This is a genomic window from Streptococcus sp. ELY_90 (assembly GCF_058314475.1).
Window position 1 is genome coordinate 68,074 of sequence record NZ_JBZFUJ010000006.1, and the last position, 14,214, is coordinate 82,287.

Consider the following 14,214-nt stretch of genomic DNA (forward strand, 5'->3'; position numbering starts at 1 on the left):
CTAAAATATGAATGTCTGCAGGATATTAAAAGCATATCCTACTAAGATAATACCAACAGTGCAAATCAGGATAAAAACGGCTAAGAGCGGAGCTTTGACAGCTTTTTTTAACATGATGAGAGAAGGCAGGCTCAAAGTGGTGACAGCCATCATAAAAGATAAAACCGTTCCCAGCTGGGCTCCTTTGCTCAGCAGAGCTTCAGCAATCGGAATAGAGCCGAAAATATCCGCGTACATAGGAATACCAATCAGCGTTGCAAGAATAACGCTTAAAGGATTGTGGCTGCCGAGCACCTGAGTGACCCAATGTTCCGGTATCCAATTGTGGATAAGAGCGCCAATGCCAACACCTGCCAGAATATAAGGAAAGACCTTCTTAAAGGTGTCAGCGACTTGTTCTTTGGCGAAAGACAGCCTGTCAGGCCATGATAAGCTTTCTGCCTCTAAATGAATAGCCTGAGCATTTTTGACGAAATCCTCAACGTATTTTTCCATGCCCAGTTTTTCAATAACAGAGCCTCCGATAACAGCAACTACTAAGCCAAAAATAACGTAAATGACAGCAATTTGACCGCCAAAAATACTCATCAGCAAAATTAAGCTGCCCAAATCAACCATCGGAGATGAAATTAGAAAGGAAAAGGTCACGCCGACCGGCAGACCGGCACTTGAAAATCCCATGAAAAGAGGAATGGAGGAGCAGGAGCAAAAGGGGGTTACCGTTCCCAGCAGGGCAGAGATAATATTTGCTGTCAGACCGTCAAAGCGGCTTAAAATCTTTCGGCTGCGCTCTGGCGGAAAATAGCTTTGAATATAGGAAATGATAAAAATCAGAACACATAAGAGAATGGTAATCTTGATAACATCGTAAATAAAAAACTGCAGACTCCCTCCCAGCCTTGACTCAAGGTCAAGACCGAGTGATGATAGGATTTTGCCGATAAGGCTGTTCAGCCATTTCATGCCGAGAATCTGATCTTGGATAAATGACCACATCATTGGGCCTCCGTTCACGTTTTACAGATAATAGATCAAAAAAATTTGATACATTAGGTTTAAATAAAAGTCATGTTTACGATGACTTTCGCTGGCAATGGCAGGTTTTAGCATGACTGTTGTCAGCAGCGGTTAATTGCCCGAGGCGCTCTATGGCATAGCTAGCGCCCAGACTGCTGATGCTGTAATGTTTCCATTTTCCCTCCTGCCTGCTGCTGACAAGACCAGACTGACACAAAATTTTCATGTGGTAAGAAAGTGCCGACTGGGGAATATCTAAAGCTTCAATCAAGACACAGGCACAGGTTTCTCCCTGCTGTAAATAATCCAATACCTGCAGGCGCTTTTCATCTGCAAGTGCCTTGAAAATTTGAGCATCACGTGTATACTGACCGATTGCAATCACCTCATATCAAAAAAACTTGATGTATAACTATCTTAAGAGTACAATTTATCAGTATTTTTGTCAAAGATTTATCTGAGCAAGCAAGGAAAATTTTTGAAAAGTAAAATTATTAAAATCTTCCTCTTTGATAGTTGACAAAACATTGAATAAAATATATAATCAGGAAAACTGATAATCAAAAGAGGTGATGATTTGAAATTAGAACAATCATGGGGCTATACCCTTAGTAAAGTCGCTCAGAAGATGGATAAACAGTTTTCCAAATCTCTCTTGATATATGGTATCGATTCGAGAGGGTATGGTGCTTTGGTCACGCTTAGTAACAATGATTCTATTACGCAAATAAAAATCGGGGAACTCATGTCAATTGATAGGACCACGGTTGGGCAGCTGATTGATACGCTGGAATCAAAAGGACTTGTGAAACGCCAACAAAATCCTAAGGACAGACGGCAAAACCTAATCGTCTTAACAAATGAAGGTAAGAAGTTAGTGACTAAAATGTGGGAAGAAATGCACCAAATAGAGCAAGGTGTCATTGCTAATCTGGCTGATTGGCAAAAAGAAGTGCTTGACAGCATCGCAAATGCAATGGGAGGAAAATAAGATGGATAAAGTTGAATTTTTAGAAATGTACTTAGAACTTTATATTAACCACTTCACCGTTTTAGAAGCTATGAAGAACGGGAATGAAGACTATGTCGTCCTTGATATCCGCAATGCTCCGGCGCAAATGAAAAAAGAACAAATCAAGGGAGCAAAGGCTATACCAGCCAAAGATCTGCACGAGCATTTAGCCAATCTTGATAAAAGTAAAACCTATGTGGTCTATGATTGGAATGGCGGCACAATTCTGGGCAAACAGGCCTTACTGACCCTTTATAAGGCTGGTTTCAAAGCCTATGAGCTTGCAGGAGCCTTTGAAGGCTGGAAGGGCATGAACCTGCCAACCGAGCCGGCGTTGTAACATACTAAAATTCTTTGAGAATAAATAATTTAAAAGATTTTTAACATTGATGATTAAGGGTATAAACAAAAAAGTATCGCCTGTATATTTGTCTAAGCTACAGATTGTAACCAAGTATCTGCTATTGCTGCTTTTACATTAATCAGCAGCACCAAGCATCATTATTCTTTTTACGTTTTCCTGGAAGGAACAGAAATCTATGGGAAAGTAGTTGCTGCGCTTGATTTTACCGCCAGAAACTATCGCTATGTGGAAGAAGAAGGCTTATTAGATTGTCTTTTAGCGCATGCCAAAGTATTATTTGAAGACAATCAGTCATTTAAAAAGGGATTTCAGCCTAAGTTTAGGTGAACTCCCTTTTTACTTTATCCTTTTAAGAAAAAATGGTTTAATCATCTGCAAATTGATTGCAGTCATTGGCAAAAGGACAGATTAGCCGTCATTAAGCCATTTGACAAAGATATCCAACTTTTAGAAGAAATTATTTCTCTTGCTGGAAAAGCCATTCCATCATGGCAATGGAGCGGTAGGCGTAGTCAAAGCTGGCCATATGGTAGGCTGAGCTGCCGCCCATGCCCGAACTGTCAACCTCGATACTGCCGGACTTCCAGGAGATGAAGTAAGCCTTATTGCTATTGGCGGTCATTTTTTTACTAGCTTGGCTCAGCTGATCAGGTGTCCAAGAGCCGTCCCATTGGGCGTAGGTATACGATTCATCATCTTCATCATACATGTCCATGACTTCCTGCATACCAGCCCAGGCATTTTCATCGTCTTCTGCAGCGAAATAAACAATGTTTTGACCTTCCAGTCCTGAGAGCTTACTGATGTCCCACTGCCCATCAACAATCATGATGCCTGCATAGAGGTCAGTGTATTGGCTAGCAAGGAGCAAGGTAGTCATGGCTCCCATAGACTGACCAGTACCGTAGATACGGTCAGTATCAACAGCGTACTTTTCGCTCGCATAGTCGATAAAGCGCTTGGTCAACTCGACATATTCAGTCGTTGTATAACTGCCGTGATCATCCAAGATGGTCTCAGGGTAGCTTGGCACGAGAACGATAGCTTCATTGACTGACTGCCAATCATCACTGGCCCAAACGTTAGCTCCCAGACCTTGCGTCAGAGACTTGGTCGCATCATCACCGGTTGTGCTGCTGTCGCCGATGAAGACAACGGTCGGATACTCTTTGTTTTCATCGTAATCTTCTGGCAGGTAAACATTGTAAGTGATGGTTTTACCGGTCTCTTCATCAGTGTAGTCAACTTGCTTGAATTTAGACGCTGTATCACTAATGAGAGCATCTTCGTCTTCAGCCAAAGCATTGTTGACTTGATCGATACTAGATTTAGCTGTTGATGAGGTGGTAGTTTTTGCAGTGGAACTTGATTGGTTAGAGATGTTGGTTGACCTAAAGGTAAAAAATCCAACGGCTAAAAGGATAACTAGGATGAAGGTGATCAGGGGGATTAAAAGTTTTTTCATAATAATAACCTCATTTCCTTGTGGATAGGCTTAGTTTACGGTAAACTAGACTAAAAAAATATAGTTTAGACTAAGATTTTAGAGGATTTATGAAAACTTTAAGCCATTATTTTGCACTGGGAACACGGATGACTTTCAAAAAGGGAGATTATATCAGTACATCTGACGAAGACGGCAGCACTGAAGCTATTTACCTTCTTGCCTCTGGGACTTGTGCTTTGCTGTCGAGTTCTTTTAGCGGGCGGGAAAAAGTCTATGCTTATCATTCAGGACCCAAGGTAATCAATTTTGCGCCGTTGCTGCACCATCAGCTGGTCAAAACCGATGTTTTTTGGTCTTCTTTCAGTATTCAGGCGCGTACGGTCTGTGAGGTTTACCGGTTGAGCCATCAAGTCTTTAAGAATCTCCTTACTGATAATGACTTTTTGAAAATTGTAACCCAGACTCTGACGGAAAATAATATTAACCTCATCCAGCACTTTAAAAGCTTGATGGACGAGCCAGTCGCTTTACGCTACTGTCGCTTTTTGCTGGAGTACAGCCAGCCCATCAACGGTCGCTATGAATTACCTAAGTTCTTCAAATATCAGGAAATTGCTGATTATCTCGCTATTCATCCGGTCACAGTCGCCAAGCTAACTAAGACTCTGGCAGTCCAAAATATTCTGAGCAAATCAGGGCAACAAATCATCATTCGAGACCGCCAAGCTTTGGCCAGACTCTTAGCTGATCAGGTTGATTTTGATTATTAAAACATTAGAGAGTAAGACAAAAATCGGTAAATCATGGTAAAATTACCCTATCTGTCATGGTCGCACTAATATTGTTAGGATATTTTGCTGCTTCAAAGTTAAACTTTTATGTATCAGCATTTAAGCAGTAGTTATCCTAATGCTTAAACAGCGGCGGGCTCAGGTGGAAGCTGAAATCTGTTACATCAACTAAGCCAACCACCTCATCACTCTTGTAGAGTTGAATGAGGAAATCAGCCATCTCTTGAGCAGTATGGTATTGTTTAAACTCTCGGTTGTAATCGTATTGCCTGGAGTCAGTCGCTACCCTGCCAAATTCGGTCTTGGTTGCTGCCGGAGCAAGCACCTTTGCCCGCAGTTTATGGTGCTGGCTTTCCATCTCTAGGGCCAGTCCTTCGGTGAAAGCACTAACGTAAAATTTTGCAGCACAATAGCTCACGGACTTATTGACCAGCATATAGCCGCCGCGAGATGATATATTGATCAGCTGACTGCCCTCGATATCTTGATAATCCCTAACATATAAAGTTGATAAGATTGTTAAGGCTTCAATATTTAGATGAATCATAGCAGAAATTTTCGTGAGGTCTTGGTCGGCGACACTATCATAGTTGCCAAAACCCGCATTATTAATCCAAACAGAGATGTGATAATTCCTTAAGTCTTCGTATAATTGATAGACGTTATCTGAGCTACCTAGGTCAACGCTTTTGACAACAATATCCAGGCCGGGATAAGTGTGCAGAATTTCTTGCTTCAGCTCCTCTAATGATTCTTTTCGTCTGGCTGCCAGAATGAGATGGAATCCGAGATGAGCGAAAGCTTTGGCTGACGCTCGTCCGATGCCGGAACTGGCGCCGGTGATGCAAACGTATTGATTAAGATTGGCTGTCATTTTTAATTTCCTCCTTTTTAAGTTATACTTATTATAATTTCTAGAGTTAACTCTAGGTCAAGAGGAAATAGGAAAAATGTCAGCTTTAAGGAATTTTATTATTCAGAGTTTGAGATGCTGTAAAAAGGAAAATATATAGAAATCCATATTTAGGTAGTTTTGTGATTTAGATAATATTTGAAGAACTATATCGTGAAAAGTTAGTTCTTTTCTTTATTTGGCAAATCTAAAGTTTGTTATCCTTGTGAAACTGAAAATAACTAAAACGAGAGTAATTCCCCAGCCAATTCGAGTGGCTAGTAGTAGATTGTTCGACCAAAGATTTAAGCAAGTTGAGCCAATAGCTGAACCAGCTGAAATGGCAACATTTTGTACCATTCGCTGTAAAGCTCCTGTGCTTCCTTGCATTTCCATAGGGCTGGCTTGCATAATACTTGCGATATTGGCAGGTTGAAAATAGCCTCCGCCAATACCATAAATAAACAATCCTAAAGTTAAGAAGAAATAAGGCCAGTTAGGAGTGAGAAGTAAGAGGAAAAGCAAAGAAGCAATAATAATTCCGAGACCTAAATGACTAAAGGCTTTATTTTTACTGCCGTCATTGATTTTACCAGATATTCTTGAAAAAAGGACCAAGCCTGCAGGTGCTCCTAGTACAAGAAAGCCAGTTTGTCCCACTCCTAAATGATATAACTGTTCAAAAATAAAGGGAGGAAGTAAAAATATCATGGCAGAGGCAAAACCAAAGGCGACCGTTTGAAAAAGATAGGAGATTACCTGAGGATTCTCCCTTAGTCCCTTGACATTTACAAGTGCATTCTTTTTATCAAGCTCAGTACGATAAAACAAAATCCCAATCAATAAACTGACTACTATTAAAGTAAGGCTCATAGCTAACAAATGAGGTTTACTTAATAAAGATAATCCTAATAAAAGAAAAACTAACATCAGAGCATTTATAACAATTCCAAGATTATCCAATGTTCGTTCGCTAGTCTCCTCAGAGAGCGTATTAAGAAGATAATGGTTACATACTATTGCGAGGATTGCAAAAGGAACATTTAGCCAGAAGATAAAGCGCCAAAGATTTAAAGAAAGTAATATGCCTCCTAAAGACGGACCAAGGACAGGCCCTAAGCCAATCATAACGCCTAAAATGCTGATAGAGCTGTTCTTTCGTTCTTCAGAAACTAAAGTAGTAATCAAAGCTGCTGACGTAGCTTGTAGAGCTGCCGCTCCCATGCCTTGAATAATCCGTCCGATAATAAGCCATCCTATACTATTAGCAAACCCACAAAATAGTGAACTCAGTCCAAAAAGTACAAATCCTAAGTAGGAAATCTTTAACTTTCCAAATTTATCACTTAATACCCCTAAAGGCAGGATAGAGATAGCTAAAGCTAACGTATAGCCGGTTATTGTAAAAGATGCAATACTAGTTGTCGTTTGAAATTGCCCCTTCAAAAAGGATAATGCAACATTGATAATACCTGTATCAAGAGTAGATAATAACATTCCCATACCTGCGATAACTGTTATCAGTAAATCCTGAAACCGTTTTGTCATTTTCGTTTCCTCCTTTATCTCAAACTATGATACAATGAAGATAATCTATAATCAATCAATTCTAGAAATATCGAATCGTTTGGAGATATCATTTATGGCTATTACTGTTCAATTCAGCAAATATGCTCTGAAAACAGATGAAACGCTGACACAAAGGATACAATTTGTATATTCCCCACTAAATGAGCTTTTTAGAAGTTTACATGTTTTATTGAATCCTCGTCACCATGGAACAAATGTTGATTGGGTCATTGGGATACAAAATAAACTTACTAAGGAATTCTATGAAAACCTTCATTATTTTCAACTATTTTATGAACTTGGTGTTTCCCCTATCTTGCTTTGTAATTTTCGCTATCATGCGACAACGATTGAAGAAGAGATACAAAATTTAAAGAAATTTTTTGATGAGCTACCAACTACTCAGTTAATTGAGCATTTGGAGAAAGTGACAAATGACCGAGAAAACTCCTTCATTCCGACATTAGCAAAAGGACTAGAATGGAAAGATTTTTCTTTGCATAAGGACAATCAGTTACTTAGTGACTTGAGAAAGGATGCTTCCAGTGTTTATCAACATCTTTTTTCTTTTATAAATTGGTATCGACGAGAAATATTTGATAACACTTGGGAAGAGAAAGCCATTCAGCAGAAACTGCTAGATGAAATTCAGAAGCAATCTTCTTTTTTAAGAAAAAACGGTTTAATCGAAATGTTTAATCATTTACAGGTTGACCGCATCCATTGGAAAGAGGATGAGCTGGTCATTATTAAACCGTTTGACCAAGAAATCCAACTGCAAGACAGTGATTCTATTATGCTATTACCAAGTTATTTTATTTGGCCTCACCTCTTTGTTGAAACTTTCGACCAAGGACTTGCCATTACTTATGATATTACTGAGCAGCCAAGTTACTATAATTCTACTCCGGAAAGCCTCATCACTATTTTTAAAGCTTTGAGTGACCCTGTCCGTTTGCAAATTATGAATTATGTCATTGATAAGCCAAGTACAACACAATCTTTGGCTCAAGTTTTATTAATGAGTAATTCCAGCGTGTCCAGACATTTGCAGATTCTAAAAGAGGCTAAATTATTAACAACAACAAAAGCTAAAAAATTCGTCCTTTATGAGCCAACACAGCTCGTTACACAACTGATGCCAAACTTTTATCAATTCTTTAAGAATTGAGGCTTTAGTCATTAAAAAGGTGGTGAATTACTATGCCAATGTCACAAATTATTTCGGTTTTATCAGCTAATCGTTTTCTAACTCAAATTGAAATTGAAAGAATTCTAGGGCATTCTTTGTCGAAAAATGAAGTTACTTTTTTAAAATCTAGTCCTGAAATAGTCTTATTTAACTTCTACGGGCGAGTTTATTATAAATTAAATAATGATAATATCTCCATCACAGAGCAAGGAAGACTAGCCGTCAAAAAACTAGCCAGCCGTCCTCAAGCAATTAAGCTTGGGGAAGCACGAACATGCTTACACCATTTAGCAGGAAAAGCAGGAGTTACAATATTTGAGTGGTTTATTCAAAATAAATTAATGAAACAAGAATCCCCTATCAACTATTCTTTGACGCAAATAGGAATTAATACTATGCAGCAATGGCTGGGCTATCAGCCTAATCCTAATATCAAATTATGTTTAGATTTTTCTGAAAGAAAGTTTCATATTGGCGGAGCATTAGGAGAAAAGATATTAGAAAAGCTAATTCATGAGAGAAAATGTCAATTAACTCAAAGCAGACAGATTGTTTTAAAAACTGATTTAAATGATTTAATGAAGGATTTTTTATAAGTAAATCTCTATCAAATTTTTATTTGAATTGATTATTTGTTTTGAAAGTATTGTGTTATGTCAGGATTTTATTTTTTGATTTTTAATCAATAAAAAACGCTCTAGTCAGTTGTAAAACTAGAGCGTTTTTCTTATGTATTAATTCGTATTGAATGTCTACTTAACCTCAGTGAGGGTTAAATATTTTCTATTTTAGCATCTTATAAACGCTGTTAAATCAACGTTTACAGTTGTTTACTCTTGAATTTTCAAGAAAAGGTAGTGATGAAGGTAGTGATAGGCGACTTAACTTGTTAACTTAGCAATCTTATCAAGATATAGGTCAACCGCTTGAAATTGCTTTTGTGGAGCTAATTCTGCATAGGTATCCATAGTAGTCTTGATTGATTTGTGTCCCATTCTGGTTTGTAGTTCTTTCCAGTTTGCCCCGGAATTCAGCATTAAACTTGCATGGGTATGTCTGAATAAGTGGAAACCATAGTCTGGAAGGTCTAAGCTCGCCAATCGTTTTTTGAGTGTTGCCCGTTCATTTCTATCACACATGTAATTCCCATAAATTGTTGGGAAAATAAGTTTTGATTTCGGTAAGCTATGCTTTTCAAAGTAGGTATTCATTTCTTCATGAAAAGCTTTCAACTCAAGAAGAATATCCTCAGGGACAGGTACTTTGCGATTTCCCGCATCTGTTTTCGGTGTTAATTTACAGACAACCTCTCCTTTTGTACGGCTCTTCTTATTAGCATTTTTCCACATCAATGTTTTACTGACTTTAATTGTGTTGCTTTCAAAGTCTAAATCGTCAATTTCCAACGCTAATAATTCATTGATTCGTAATGCAGAAGCTAGAAGTGTTTGACAGATGATTTTAAACCGGCGATTAGCTCGTGTATTTTGCAAGCTGTCCAAATAGTCTAGCCAAACAGACAAATCTTCATCGTGAAGCACCATTATCCTTTTCTTTGGTGATTTTGGCTTCGGAGGAATTTTGACAGATTTTGAAGGGTTATGAGTTAATCCAGCATTCGTGATGCCATAATCGAAAATATCACTTAGCTTGTGAACCATTGCTCCAAAATCCTTAGCGCTACCTTTTCTAGCTCTAAGCACGCCTGATTCAACAGATTTCTTGGCTCTCTTAGCTAGTCTATTCACCCAAAGTTGGATATCAGAAGCTTCGATTTTATTTATTTTATAGTCTCCAAACTGTGGGATAATGTAGTTGTCTAGGTAACCACGAACACGGTTAATTGTGTTTTGTGAAGTAACCCAGTTAACGAAATTTGAAAACCATTCCTCTGCTAATTCTTCAAAAGTAGTTGCTTTTAAAACTTCTTTGACTGTTGAGCCATTTTCTTCAAACTCAATCTTTGTTTCGACAATTTTTCTATCTAATTGTCGTAAAGTTTTTGCTGAGAGTGAGGCTGTGACTCGTTTTCCTGTCTTCACATCAGTCCCAATATACACACCTTTTAGGGAATAGCTGACTTGTCCATTAAGTTTTATCTTCTTAGTGACTTTCTTACCGTTGTAATCGATAATTTCGGTTTGTGTTTTCTTTTGCATTTTTTGCCTTTCGCATTCGGATAATCAAAAGGCTAAAATAGTACCCTCACAATCAATTTTGATGATACTATTTTAGCACATTTTGCTTACGTTAGGAGTCAAAAATTTGATGACGTCTTCTAATTGATAGAATACCGTGCGAGTTCCCTCAATTGGAGGTTCAAGTCTTTGGAGCCCTTTGTTTTCCCATGCTTTCAAAGTGTTTGGGGAAATACTCAAGAACTCTAACAGTTCTTTCTGTGTCATCAATAAAGCTTTATTGGAACTATTTTGCCTATTGATAGTTTCAATTAAGACAGTCAATAAAGTTTCGATTTGCTGTAGCTTTTCTCTACTCATTCCGAATTCCTTTCTTTGTTTGATTTCGTTGTGGGTTACATCGTCGTGAATCAAGATACTTAGCGAAAAAGTAAGTACGTTCGATGATAAGTCCGAGTAGAGGTGTATGGTTTGCACGGGCGTACCAAACCAATTCTTCAAACTCAGTGAAATCATTTTGTTCGATGATATCTACGACTTCGAGCATAAACTCATCTGAGTTCAGCTCTACAAGAAACTTATCAAGGTTGAAGCCGCAGCCTACTTCAATATCATTCACATCATACTGAGTTTTATCCTTGTTTTCAGCGTGGGTAAAGTAATCGAAGAGCCCTTTAGGAGATTGGACAACCTCTACATGAGCAGGGCCGTTCAGCTTATCTTTGATTAACTCAGATACCTGTTTGTAACTCTTGAGAGAATCAAAGAAGAAAGCTCCGTGCTTGTGAGCTTTTTTCAACTCACCTGTTTGTCTGTTAATGTCCTTGTCATGCCATGGACTCAAGATGAATGGCACGTGTAATTCTTCAAGAATCTCAAAGTAGTCAGCAGGGGCACTCTCTTTGTAGAAAAGGAATGTCCATTTGCTTGAGCGTTGCTCTTTTGTCATAGAGTGTTATACCTTTCTGATTATTGATTATTGGATAATTGGGGGGTCGTAGTAACCCCCAATTACCTTGTCATAATTGAAAAGAGGAAGCTATTTGGCTACTGCTAAACGCAAGCCATAGCCCCCTCTTTTACCGTTTTTTACCAACTAACCATAGGGTGTTTCTTACCCGATTAGGGGCAGAAAAGTAGTAATTGGGATGTTGGCTAGAGACCTCTTCTTTTAATTGAGAAGTCATGTCGCTTAAAACTTTTTGTCCCTGTTGGTCTCGTGGGACTTTGATGAAGATGTTGACTTCGTCTTTTCGGATGTCTACAACACTCTTATGAGCACAGCGATTGAAGCTACCATTTATTGGGTTGTAGGTTGTGATAGTTTGGTTATCTATCGTTGTAACTTTTTCTGACTTCTCACGTTGTGTCAGGAAGTTGCGAAACTTGAAAGTGTGGTAGATAGATTTGAAATAGTTGATAAGATTATCAAGTCGAACTCGCTTCACGATTTCAAGTATTACTGATACTGCCAGAATGGATAAGCAGATGACCATACTCAAGTAACAATAATGACTTCCTAAAACTAGGTAAAGATTTACCTGAGATAAGTCAAGTGAAATGGGCAAAGGCTGACTTAGGGTGGTTACTAGAAAACTTAGTGTCCATCCAAGAAAACCTGATAAGACAGAGAATAGAATTAGATTGATGTTGAGGTTGAATGTCCTCATAAAGAACGACTTTTTCATCTTAGAGAATCCCTTTCTTTGTGTAATAGGTTGGGCAGAGTAACGGAAGGACTTGATAAGGATGTTCATTATCAATCACTTGAATCAAGCCTGTCCCGTGTCCAATTGGAATGACGATACCTTCTGGGTCAAGGTCGGGAAAGAGAAATTGCGTGGTCTTTTTATTGATATTTCCAATCTGAATGAGAACATTGAGCTGCTCACGTACCGAAATCGGAATAGTCGTGTGGTCAAAACGTTGACTGACCAAAAGCAAATGAATCTTAGTAGCTCGTCCAAGTAGGGCAATTTGTGACAAAAGTGAGAAAAAGGATTCTTTAATCGTCTTGTTAACGCCTTCTGAAAGAGCCAAGACCTCATCAATAACAATGGTGAGATGAGTAAACGCATGGCGAGGGTTGTCATACAAGATAGCTTGTCGTTTTTGAATCAAATCAAGGCACTGACTTAGTTGTTCATTGATTTCTGATACAAAGTCAGATTTGGAACGATTCTCGACGGGATGAATCACCGCAATTTGATGTTCACGAGCCCATCTACTAGGGGTGTCAAATTTGGGGTCAACGATAATTAAATCAGATTGATTTTTGAGTACAGAGAGCAGGTAGGTGAGGGCGTAAGATTTGCCAGAACCTGAGTTTCCGCAGATAGCGATGTGATTGACCTTATCAAGATTGAGAGCAAAATTTTCCATAATTGGAATCTGATTCTTTGGTAAGTCAGCAGTGTACTTATCAAGGTCAGGAATAACCAAGCGCTCAGAAATCCCCATCTTCCATGGAAAGAAGAGACCACGTTGGACATGGATATCATCTGTCTTGAGTGGGACAAAATAGGTGGAGTTCTGTTTCAATAGCGTGTAATGCGGATAGAGTGAGGCATTGGCAATCAAGAAGATTTTATTGTAGAGTTCATCATCCAGGATATAGGCACATGGGAGTCTAGGGATGAAGATAAAGCCATCCTCTTGAATCACAATATTAAAACTGTTTGTATAGCTTGTTTCACCCTGCATCAGAGCTCCTAGAGCCATGTTTAGGCTCTGGAGCAAGTAGGATTGCAGGATGGCATCTGATTTTGTTACCATTATTTGACCTCCTTGAAGCCATCTGCTTTGAAGTAGACATTGTAGCGGACTTCTACAGCCTGAAGGTTGTCGAATTGGACTAAGCTGAGAAATTCGGGCAGTTTGACCTTATCTTCAAATTTGACTTGAAAGGGTTCAAGCCCTTCCTGAACAAATGTTGCCTTGTAGGAAACAATCTCACCGGTTGGTTTGCCATCTTCAAAGAGCTGTTGAGCTTCGAGTTCAGTACTCAAACTGTGAATTGGTTTATCTGGCTTGATATATTCAGATGCGGTTGTGGTAGAGTACCCACTTTGTTTGTGTCTTGTTTTAATTGCCATAATTTTGACCTCCTTATGGACTTGTTTCTTTTTTATTAGGTTGACATTGCTCGGTTTAGGTCATGAGCTGGACTGTCTTAGCTAAGGACACCACTATGATAATTGATTTAGCCTTACCTCGATTTCAAGAATTTTGAAAGTATCGCACTTAAAGTTGTGATACGAGTGTCACGAATTCGATTAGCCATTCAGCTAAGCTATCAGCGATTTGATAAGAAGTTTCTTCCTCGGGGAAATCAGGGAAGAAATTATATAAGGCAGTTGCCAAAGTTGAAAGATTTTGTTGGATGTCTGTCTCTTTTTCTTGAAAGAGTTGTTTTGTGGAACTGAATCCATCAGTGAGAATTAGCTCTGTAAGATGGATAATGAGAGATTCACAAAAATCAAGGTTTGGGAAGAAGACACTCTTGACATTAGGAAGTTCCAAAGTTTCTTGCAAAGCGTCTACAGTTTCTATGCTAATGTTTCGTTTGCCTTTAAGAATCTGGCTGATAGTTGGAGCAGAAATCAATTTGACATCATCATCAAAGTAGTAAGAGATTTCGTTTTGCGGAATTTCTTGTTCAACCAGTTGTTGCTTGAGAGTTTTTCCAAGAGATTCACAGTAGAGGGTTCTGATTTTAGTTTTTAGCATGATTGTCCTTTCCAGCCCAAAGACGGAAAGAAACAAATGAGCGATTACAGTTACCGAATGGAT

General features: G+C 38.7%; 17 protein-coding genes. 5 read left to right on the plus strand and 12 right to left on the minus strand.

The features are described from left to right. Complete coding sequence (locus tag AC4HAF_RS05185; protein WP_491096982.1) at positions 1 to 996, minus strand: permease; 996 nt, start codon at positions 994 to 996, stop codon at positions 1 to 3. A 76-nt stretch (positions 997 to 1,072) separates the two neighbouring features. Continuing rightward, entirely contained in the window at positions 1,073 to 1,402 is a 330-nt protein-coding gene (locus tag AC4HAF_RS05190) for an ArsR/SmtB family transcription factor (protein WP_491096933.1), read from the minus strand. Between the two features lie 192 nt (positions 1,403 to 1,594). On the opposite strand from AC4HAF_RS05190, the gene AC4HAF_RS05195 reads away from it, so the two are divergent. Further along, positions 1,595 to 2,008: a MarR family winged helix-turn-helix transcriptional regulator gene (locus tag AC4HAF_RS05195; RefSeq protein ID WP_491096934.1), complete on the plus strand. Its 414-nt coding sequence runs from the start codon at positions 1,595 to 1,597 to the stop codon at positions 2,006 to 2,008. Between the two features lies 1 nt (position 2,009). Beyond that, entirely contained in the window at positions 2,010 to 2,369 is a 360-nt protein-coding gene (locus AC4HAF_RS05200) for a rhodanese-like domain-containing protein (RefSeq protein ID WP_491091891.1), read from the plus strand. A gap of 481 nt (positions 2,370 to 2,850) precedes the next feature. On the opposite strand, the gene AC4HAF_RS05205 is transcribed toward AC4HAF_RS05200, so the two are convergent. Next, on the minus strand, positions 2,851 to 3,858 hold the full coding sequence (locus AC4HAF_RS05205; protein WP_491096935.1) for a carboxylesterase family protein: 1,008 nt from the start codon (positions 3,856 to 3,858) through the stop codon (positions 2,851 to 2,853). Between the two features lie 89 nt (positions 3,859 to 3,947). Between AC4HAF_RS05205 and AC4HAF_RS05210 the strand changes: the two genes are divergently transcribed. Further along, positions 3,948 to 4,610, plus strand: a complete 663-nt coding sequence (locus AC4HAF_RS05210; RefSeq protein WP_491096936.1) for a Crp/Fnr family transcriptional regulator — start codon at positions 3,948 to 3,950, stop codon at positions 4,608 to 4,610. 136 nt (positions 4,611 to 4,746) lie between these two features. On the opposite strand, the gene AC4HAF_RS05215 is transcribed toward AC4HAF_RS05210, so the two are convergent. Together AC4HAF_RS05215 and AC4HAF_RS05220 are read right to left on the minus strand one after the other, a co-directional pair. Continuing rightward, a complete protein-coding gene (locus AC4HAF_RS05215; RefSeq protein WP_491096937.1) occupies positions 4,747 to 5,505 on the minus strand; it encodes an SDR family NAD(P)-dependent oxidoreductase in 759 nt (252 codons plus the stop codon). A 213-nt stretch (positions 5,506 to 5,718) separates the two neighbouring features. Beyond that, positions 5,719 to 7,071: an MFS transporter gene (locus tag AC4HAF_RS05220; protein WP_491096938.1), complete on the minus strand. Its 1,353-nt coding sequence runs from the start codon at positions 7,069 to 7,071 to the stop codon at positions 5,719 to 5,721. Between the two features lie 94 nt (positions 7,072 to 7,165). On the opposite strand from AC4HAF_RS05220, the gene AC4HAF_RS05225 reads away from it, so the two are divergent. Both AC4HAF_RS05225 and AC4HAF_RS05230 read left to right on the plus strand, forming a co-directional pair. After that, positions 7,166 to 8,263, plus strand: coding sequence for an ArsR/SmtB family transcription factor (locus AC4HAF_RS05225; RefSeq protein ID WP_491096939.1), 1,098 nt, complete (start codon positions 7,166 to 7,168; stop codon positions 8,261 to 8,263). A gap of 362 nt (positions 8,264 to 8,625) precedes the next feature. Next, positions 8,626 to 8,880 carry a transcriptional regulator gene (locus AC4HAF_RS05230; protein WP_491096983.1) on the plus strand — a complete coding sequence of 85 codons (255 nt, stop codon included), beginning with the start codon at positions 8,626 to 8,628 and terminating at the stop codon, positions 8,878 to 8,880. 285 nt (positions 8,881 to 9,165) lie between these two features. Here AC4HAF_RS05230 and AC4HAF_RS05235 read toward each other — a convergent pair whose 3' ends face one another. The 7 genes from AC4HAF_RS05235 to AC4HAF_RS05265 form a co-directional block, all read right to left on the minus strand. Beyond that, entirely contained in the window at positions 9,166 to 10,443 is a 1,278-nt protein-coding gene (locus AC4HAF_RS05235; protein WP_491096940.1) for a tyrosine-type recombinase/integrase, read from the minus strand. A 72-nt stretch (positions 10,444 to 10,515) separates the two neighbouring features. Beyond that, complete coding sequence (locus AC4HAF_RS05240) at positions 10,516 to 10,782, minus strand: MerR family transcriptional regulator (protein WP_491096941.1); 267 nt, start codon at positions 10,780 to 10,782, stop codon at positions 10,516 to 10,518. Next, on the minus strand, positions 10,775 to 11,371 hold the full coding sequence (locus AC4HAF_RS05245) for a replication protein (protein WP_491096942.1): 597 nt from the start codon (positions 11,369 to 11,371) through the stop codon (positions 10,775 to 10,777). Before AC4HAF_RS05245 ends, AC4HAF_RS05240 begins: the two co-directional genes overlap by 8 nt. A 130-nt stretch (positions 11,372 to 11,501) precedes the next feature. Further along, positions 11,502 to 12,110 carry a hypothetical protein gene (locus AC4HAF_RS05250; RefSeq protein ID WP_491096943.1) on the minus strand — a complete coding sequence of 203 codons (609 nt, stop codon included), beginning with the start codon at positions 12,108 to 12,110 and terminating at the stop codon, positions 11,502 to 11,504. Between the two features lies 1 nt (position 12,111). Next, positions 12,112 to 13,197 carry an AAA family ATPase gene (locus AC4HAF_RS05255; protein ID WP_491096944.1) on the minus strand — a complete coding sequence of 362 codons (1,086 nt, stop codon included), beginning with the start codon at positions 13,195 to 13,197 and terminating at the stop codon, positions 12,112 to 12,114. Then, complete coding sequence (locus AC4HAF_RS05260) at positions 13,197 to 13,517, minus strand: hypothetical protein (RefSeq protein ID WP_491096945.1); 321 nt, start codon at positions 13,515 to 13,517, stop codon at positions 13,197 to 13,199. The genes AC4HAF_RS05255 and AC4HAF_RS05260 overlap by 1 nt, the downstream gene beginning before the upstream one ends. 148 nt (positions 13,518 to 13,665) lie before the next feature. Further along, positions 13,666 to 14,151: a helix-turn-helix domain-containing protein gene (locus tag AC4HAF_RS05265; protein WP_491096946.1), complete on the minus strand. Its 486-nt coding sequence runs from the start codon at positions 14,149 to 14,151 to the stop codon at positions 13,666 to 13,668. Between the last annotated feature and the right edge of the window lie 63 nt (positions 14,152 to 14,214).

What these genes read in the sequence shown, in the direction of transcription:
- AC4HAF_RS05185 (WP_491096982.1), bottom strand. Translation starts at nt 996, where the DNA reads ATGTGGTCATTTATCCAAGATCAGATTCTCGGCATGAAATGGCTGAAC.
- AC4HAF_RS05200 (WP_491091891.1), top strand. Translation starts at nt 2,010, where the DNA reads ATGGATAAAGTTGAATTTTTAGAAATGTACTTAGAACTTTATATTAAC.
- AC4HAF_RS05205 (WP_491096935.1), bottom strand. Translation starts at nt 3,858, where the DNA reads ATGAAAAAACTTTTAATCCCCCTGATCACCTTCATCCTAGTTATCCTT.
- AC4HAF_RS05210 (WP_491096936.1), top strand. Translation starts at nt 3,948, where the DNA reads ATGAAAACTTTAAGCCATTATTTTGCACTGGGAACACGGATGACTTTC.
- AC4HAF_RS05215 (WP_491096937.1), bottom strand. Translation starts at nt 5,505, where the DNA reads ATGACAGCCAATCTTAATCAATACGTTTGCATCACCGGCGCCAGTTCC.
- AC4HAF_RS05220 (WP_491096938.1), bottom strand. Translation starts at nt 7,071, where the DNA reads ATGACAAAACGGTTTCAGGATTTACTGATAACAGTTATCGCAGGTATG.
- AC4HAF_RS05225 (WP_491096939.1), top strand. Translation starts at nt 7,166, where the DNA reads ATGGCTATTACTGTTCAATTCAGCAAATATGCTCTGAAAACAGATGAA.
- AC4HAF_RS05230 (WP_491096983.1), top strand. Translation starts at nt 8,626, where the DNA reads ATGAAACAAGAATCCCCTATCAACTATTCTTTGACGCAAATAGGAATT.
- AC4HAF_RS05235 (WP_491096940.1), bottom strand. Translation starts at nt 10,443, where the DNA reads ATGCAAAAGAAAACACAAACCGAAATTATCGATTACAACGGTAAGAAA.
- AC4HAF_RS05240 (WP_491096941.1), bottom strand. Translation starts at nt 10,782, where the DNA reads ATGAGTAGAGAAAAGCTACAGCAAATCGAAACTTTATTGACTGTCTTA.
- AC4HAF_RS05245 (WP_491096942.1), bottom strand. Translation starts at nt 11,371, where the DNA reads ATGACAAAAGAGCAACGCTCAAGCAAATGGACATTCCTTTTCTACAAA.
- AC4HAF_RS05250 (WP_491096943.1), bottom strand. Translation starts at nt 12,110, where the DNA reads ATGAAAAAGTCGTTCTTTATGAGGACATTCAACCTCAACATCAATCTA.
- AC4HAF_RS05255 (WP_491096944.1), bottom strand. Translation starts at nt 13,197, where the DNA reads ATGGTAACAAAATCAGATGCCATCCTGCAATCCTACTTGCTCCAGAGC.
- AC4HAF_RS05260 (WP_491096945.1), bottom strand. Translation starts at nt 13,517, where the DNA reads ATGGCAATTAAAACAAGACACAAACAAAGTGGGTACTCTACCACAACC.
- AC4HAF_RS05265 (WP_491096946.1), bottom strand. Translation starts at nt 14,151, where the DNA reads ATGCTAAAAACTAAAATCAGAACCCTCTACTGTGAATCTCTTGGAAAA.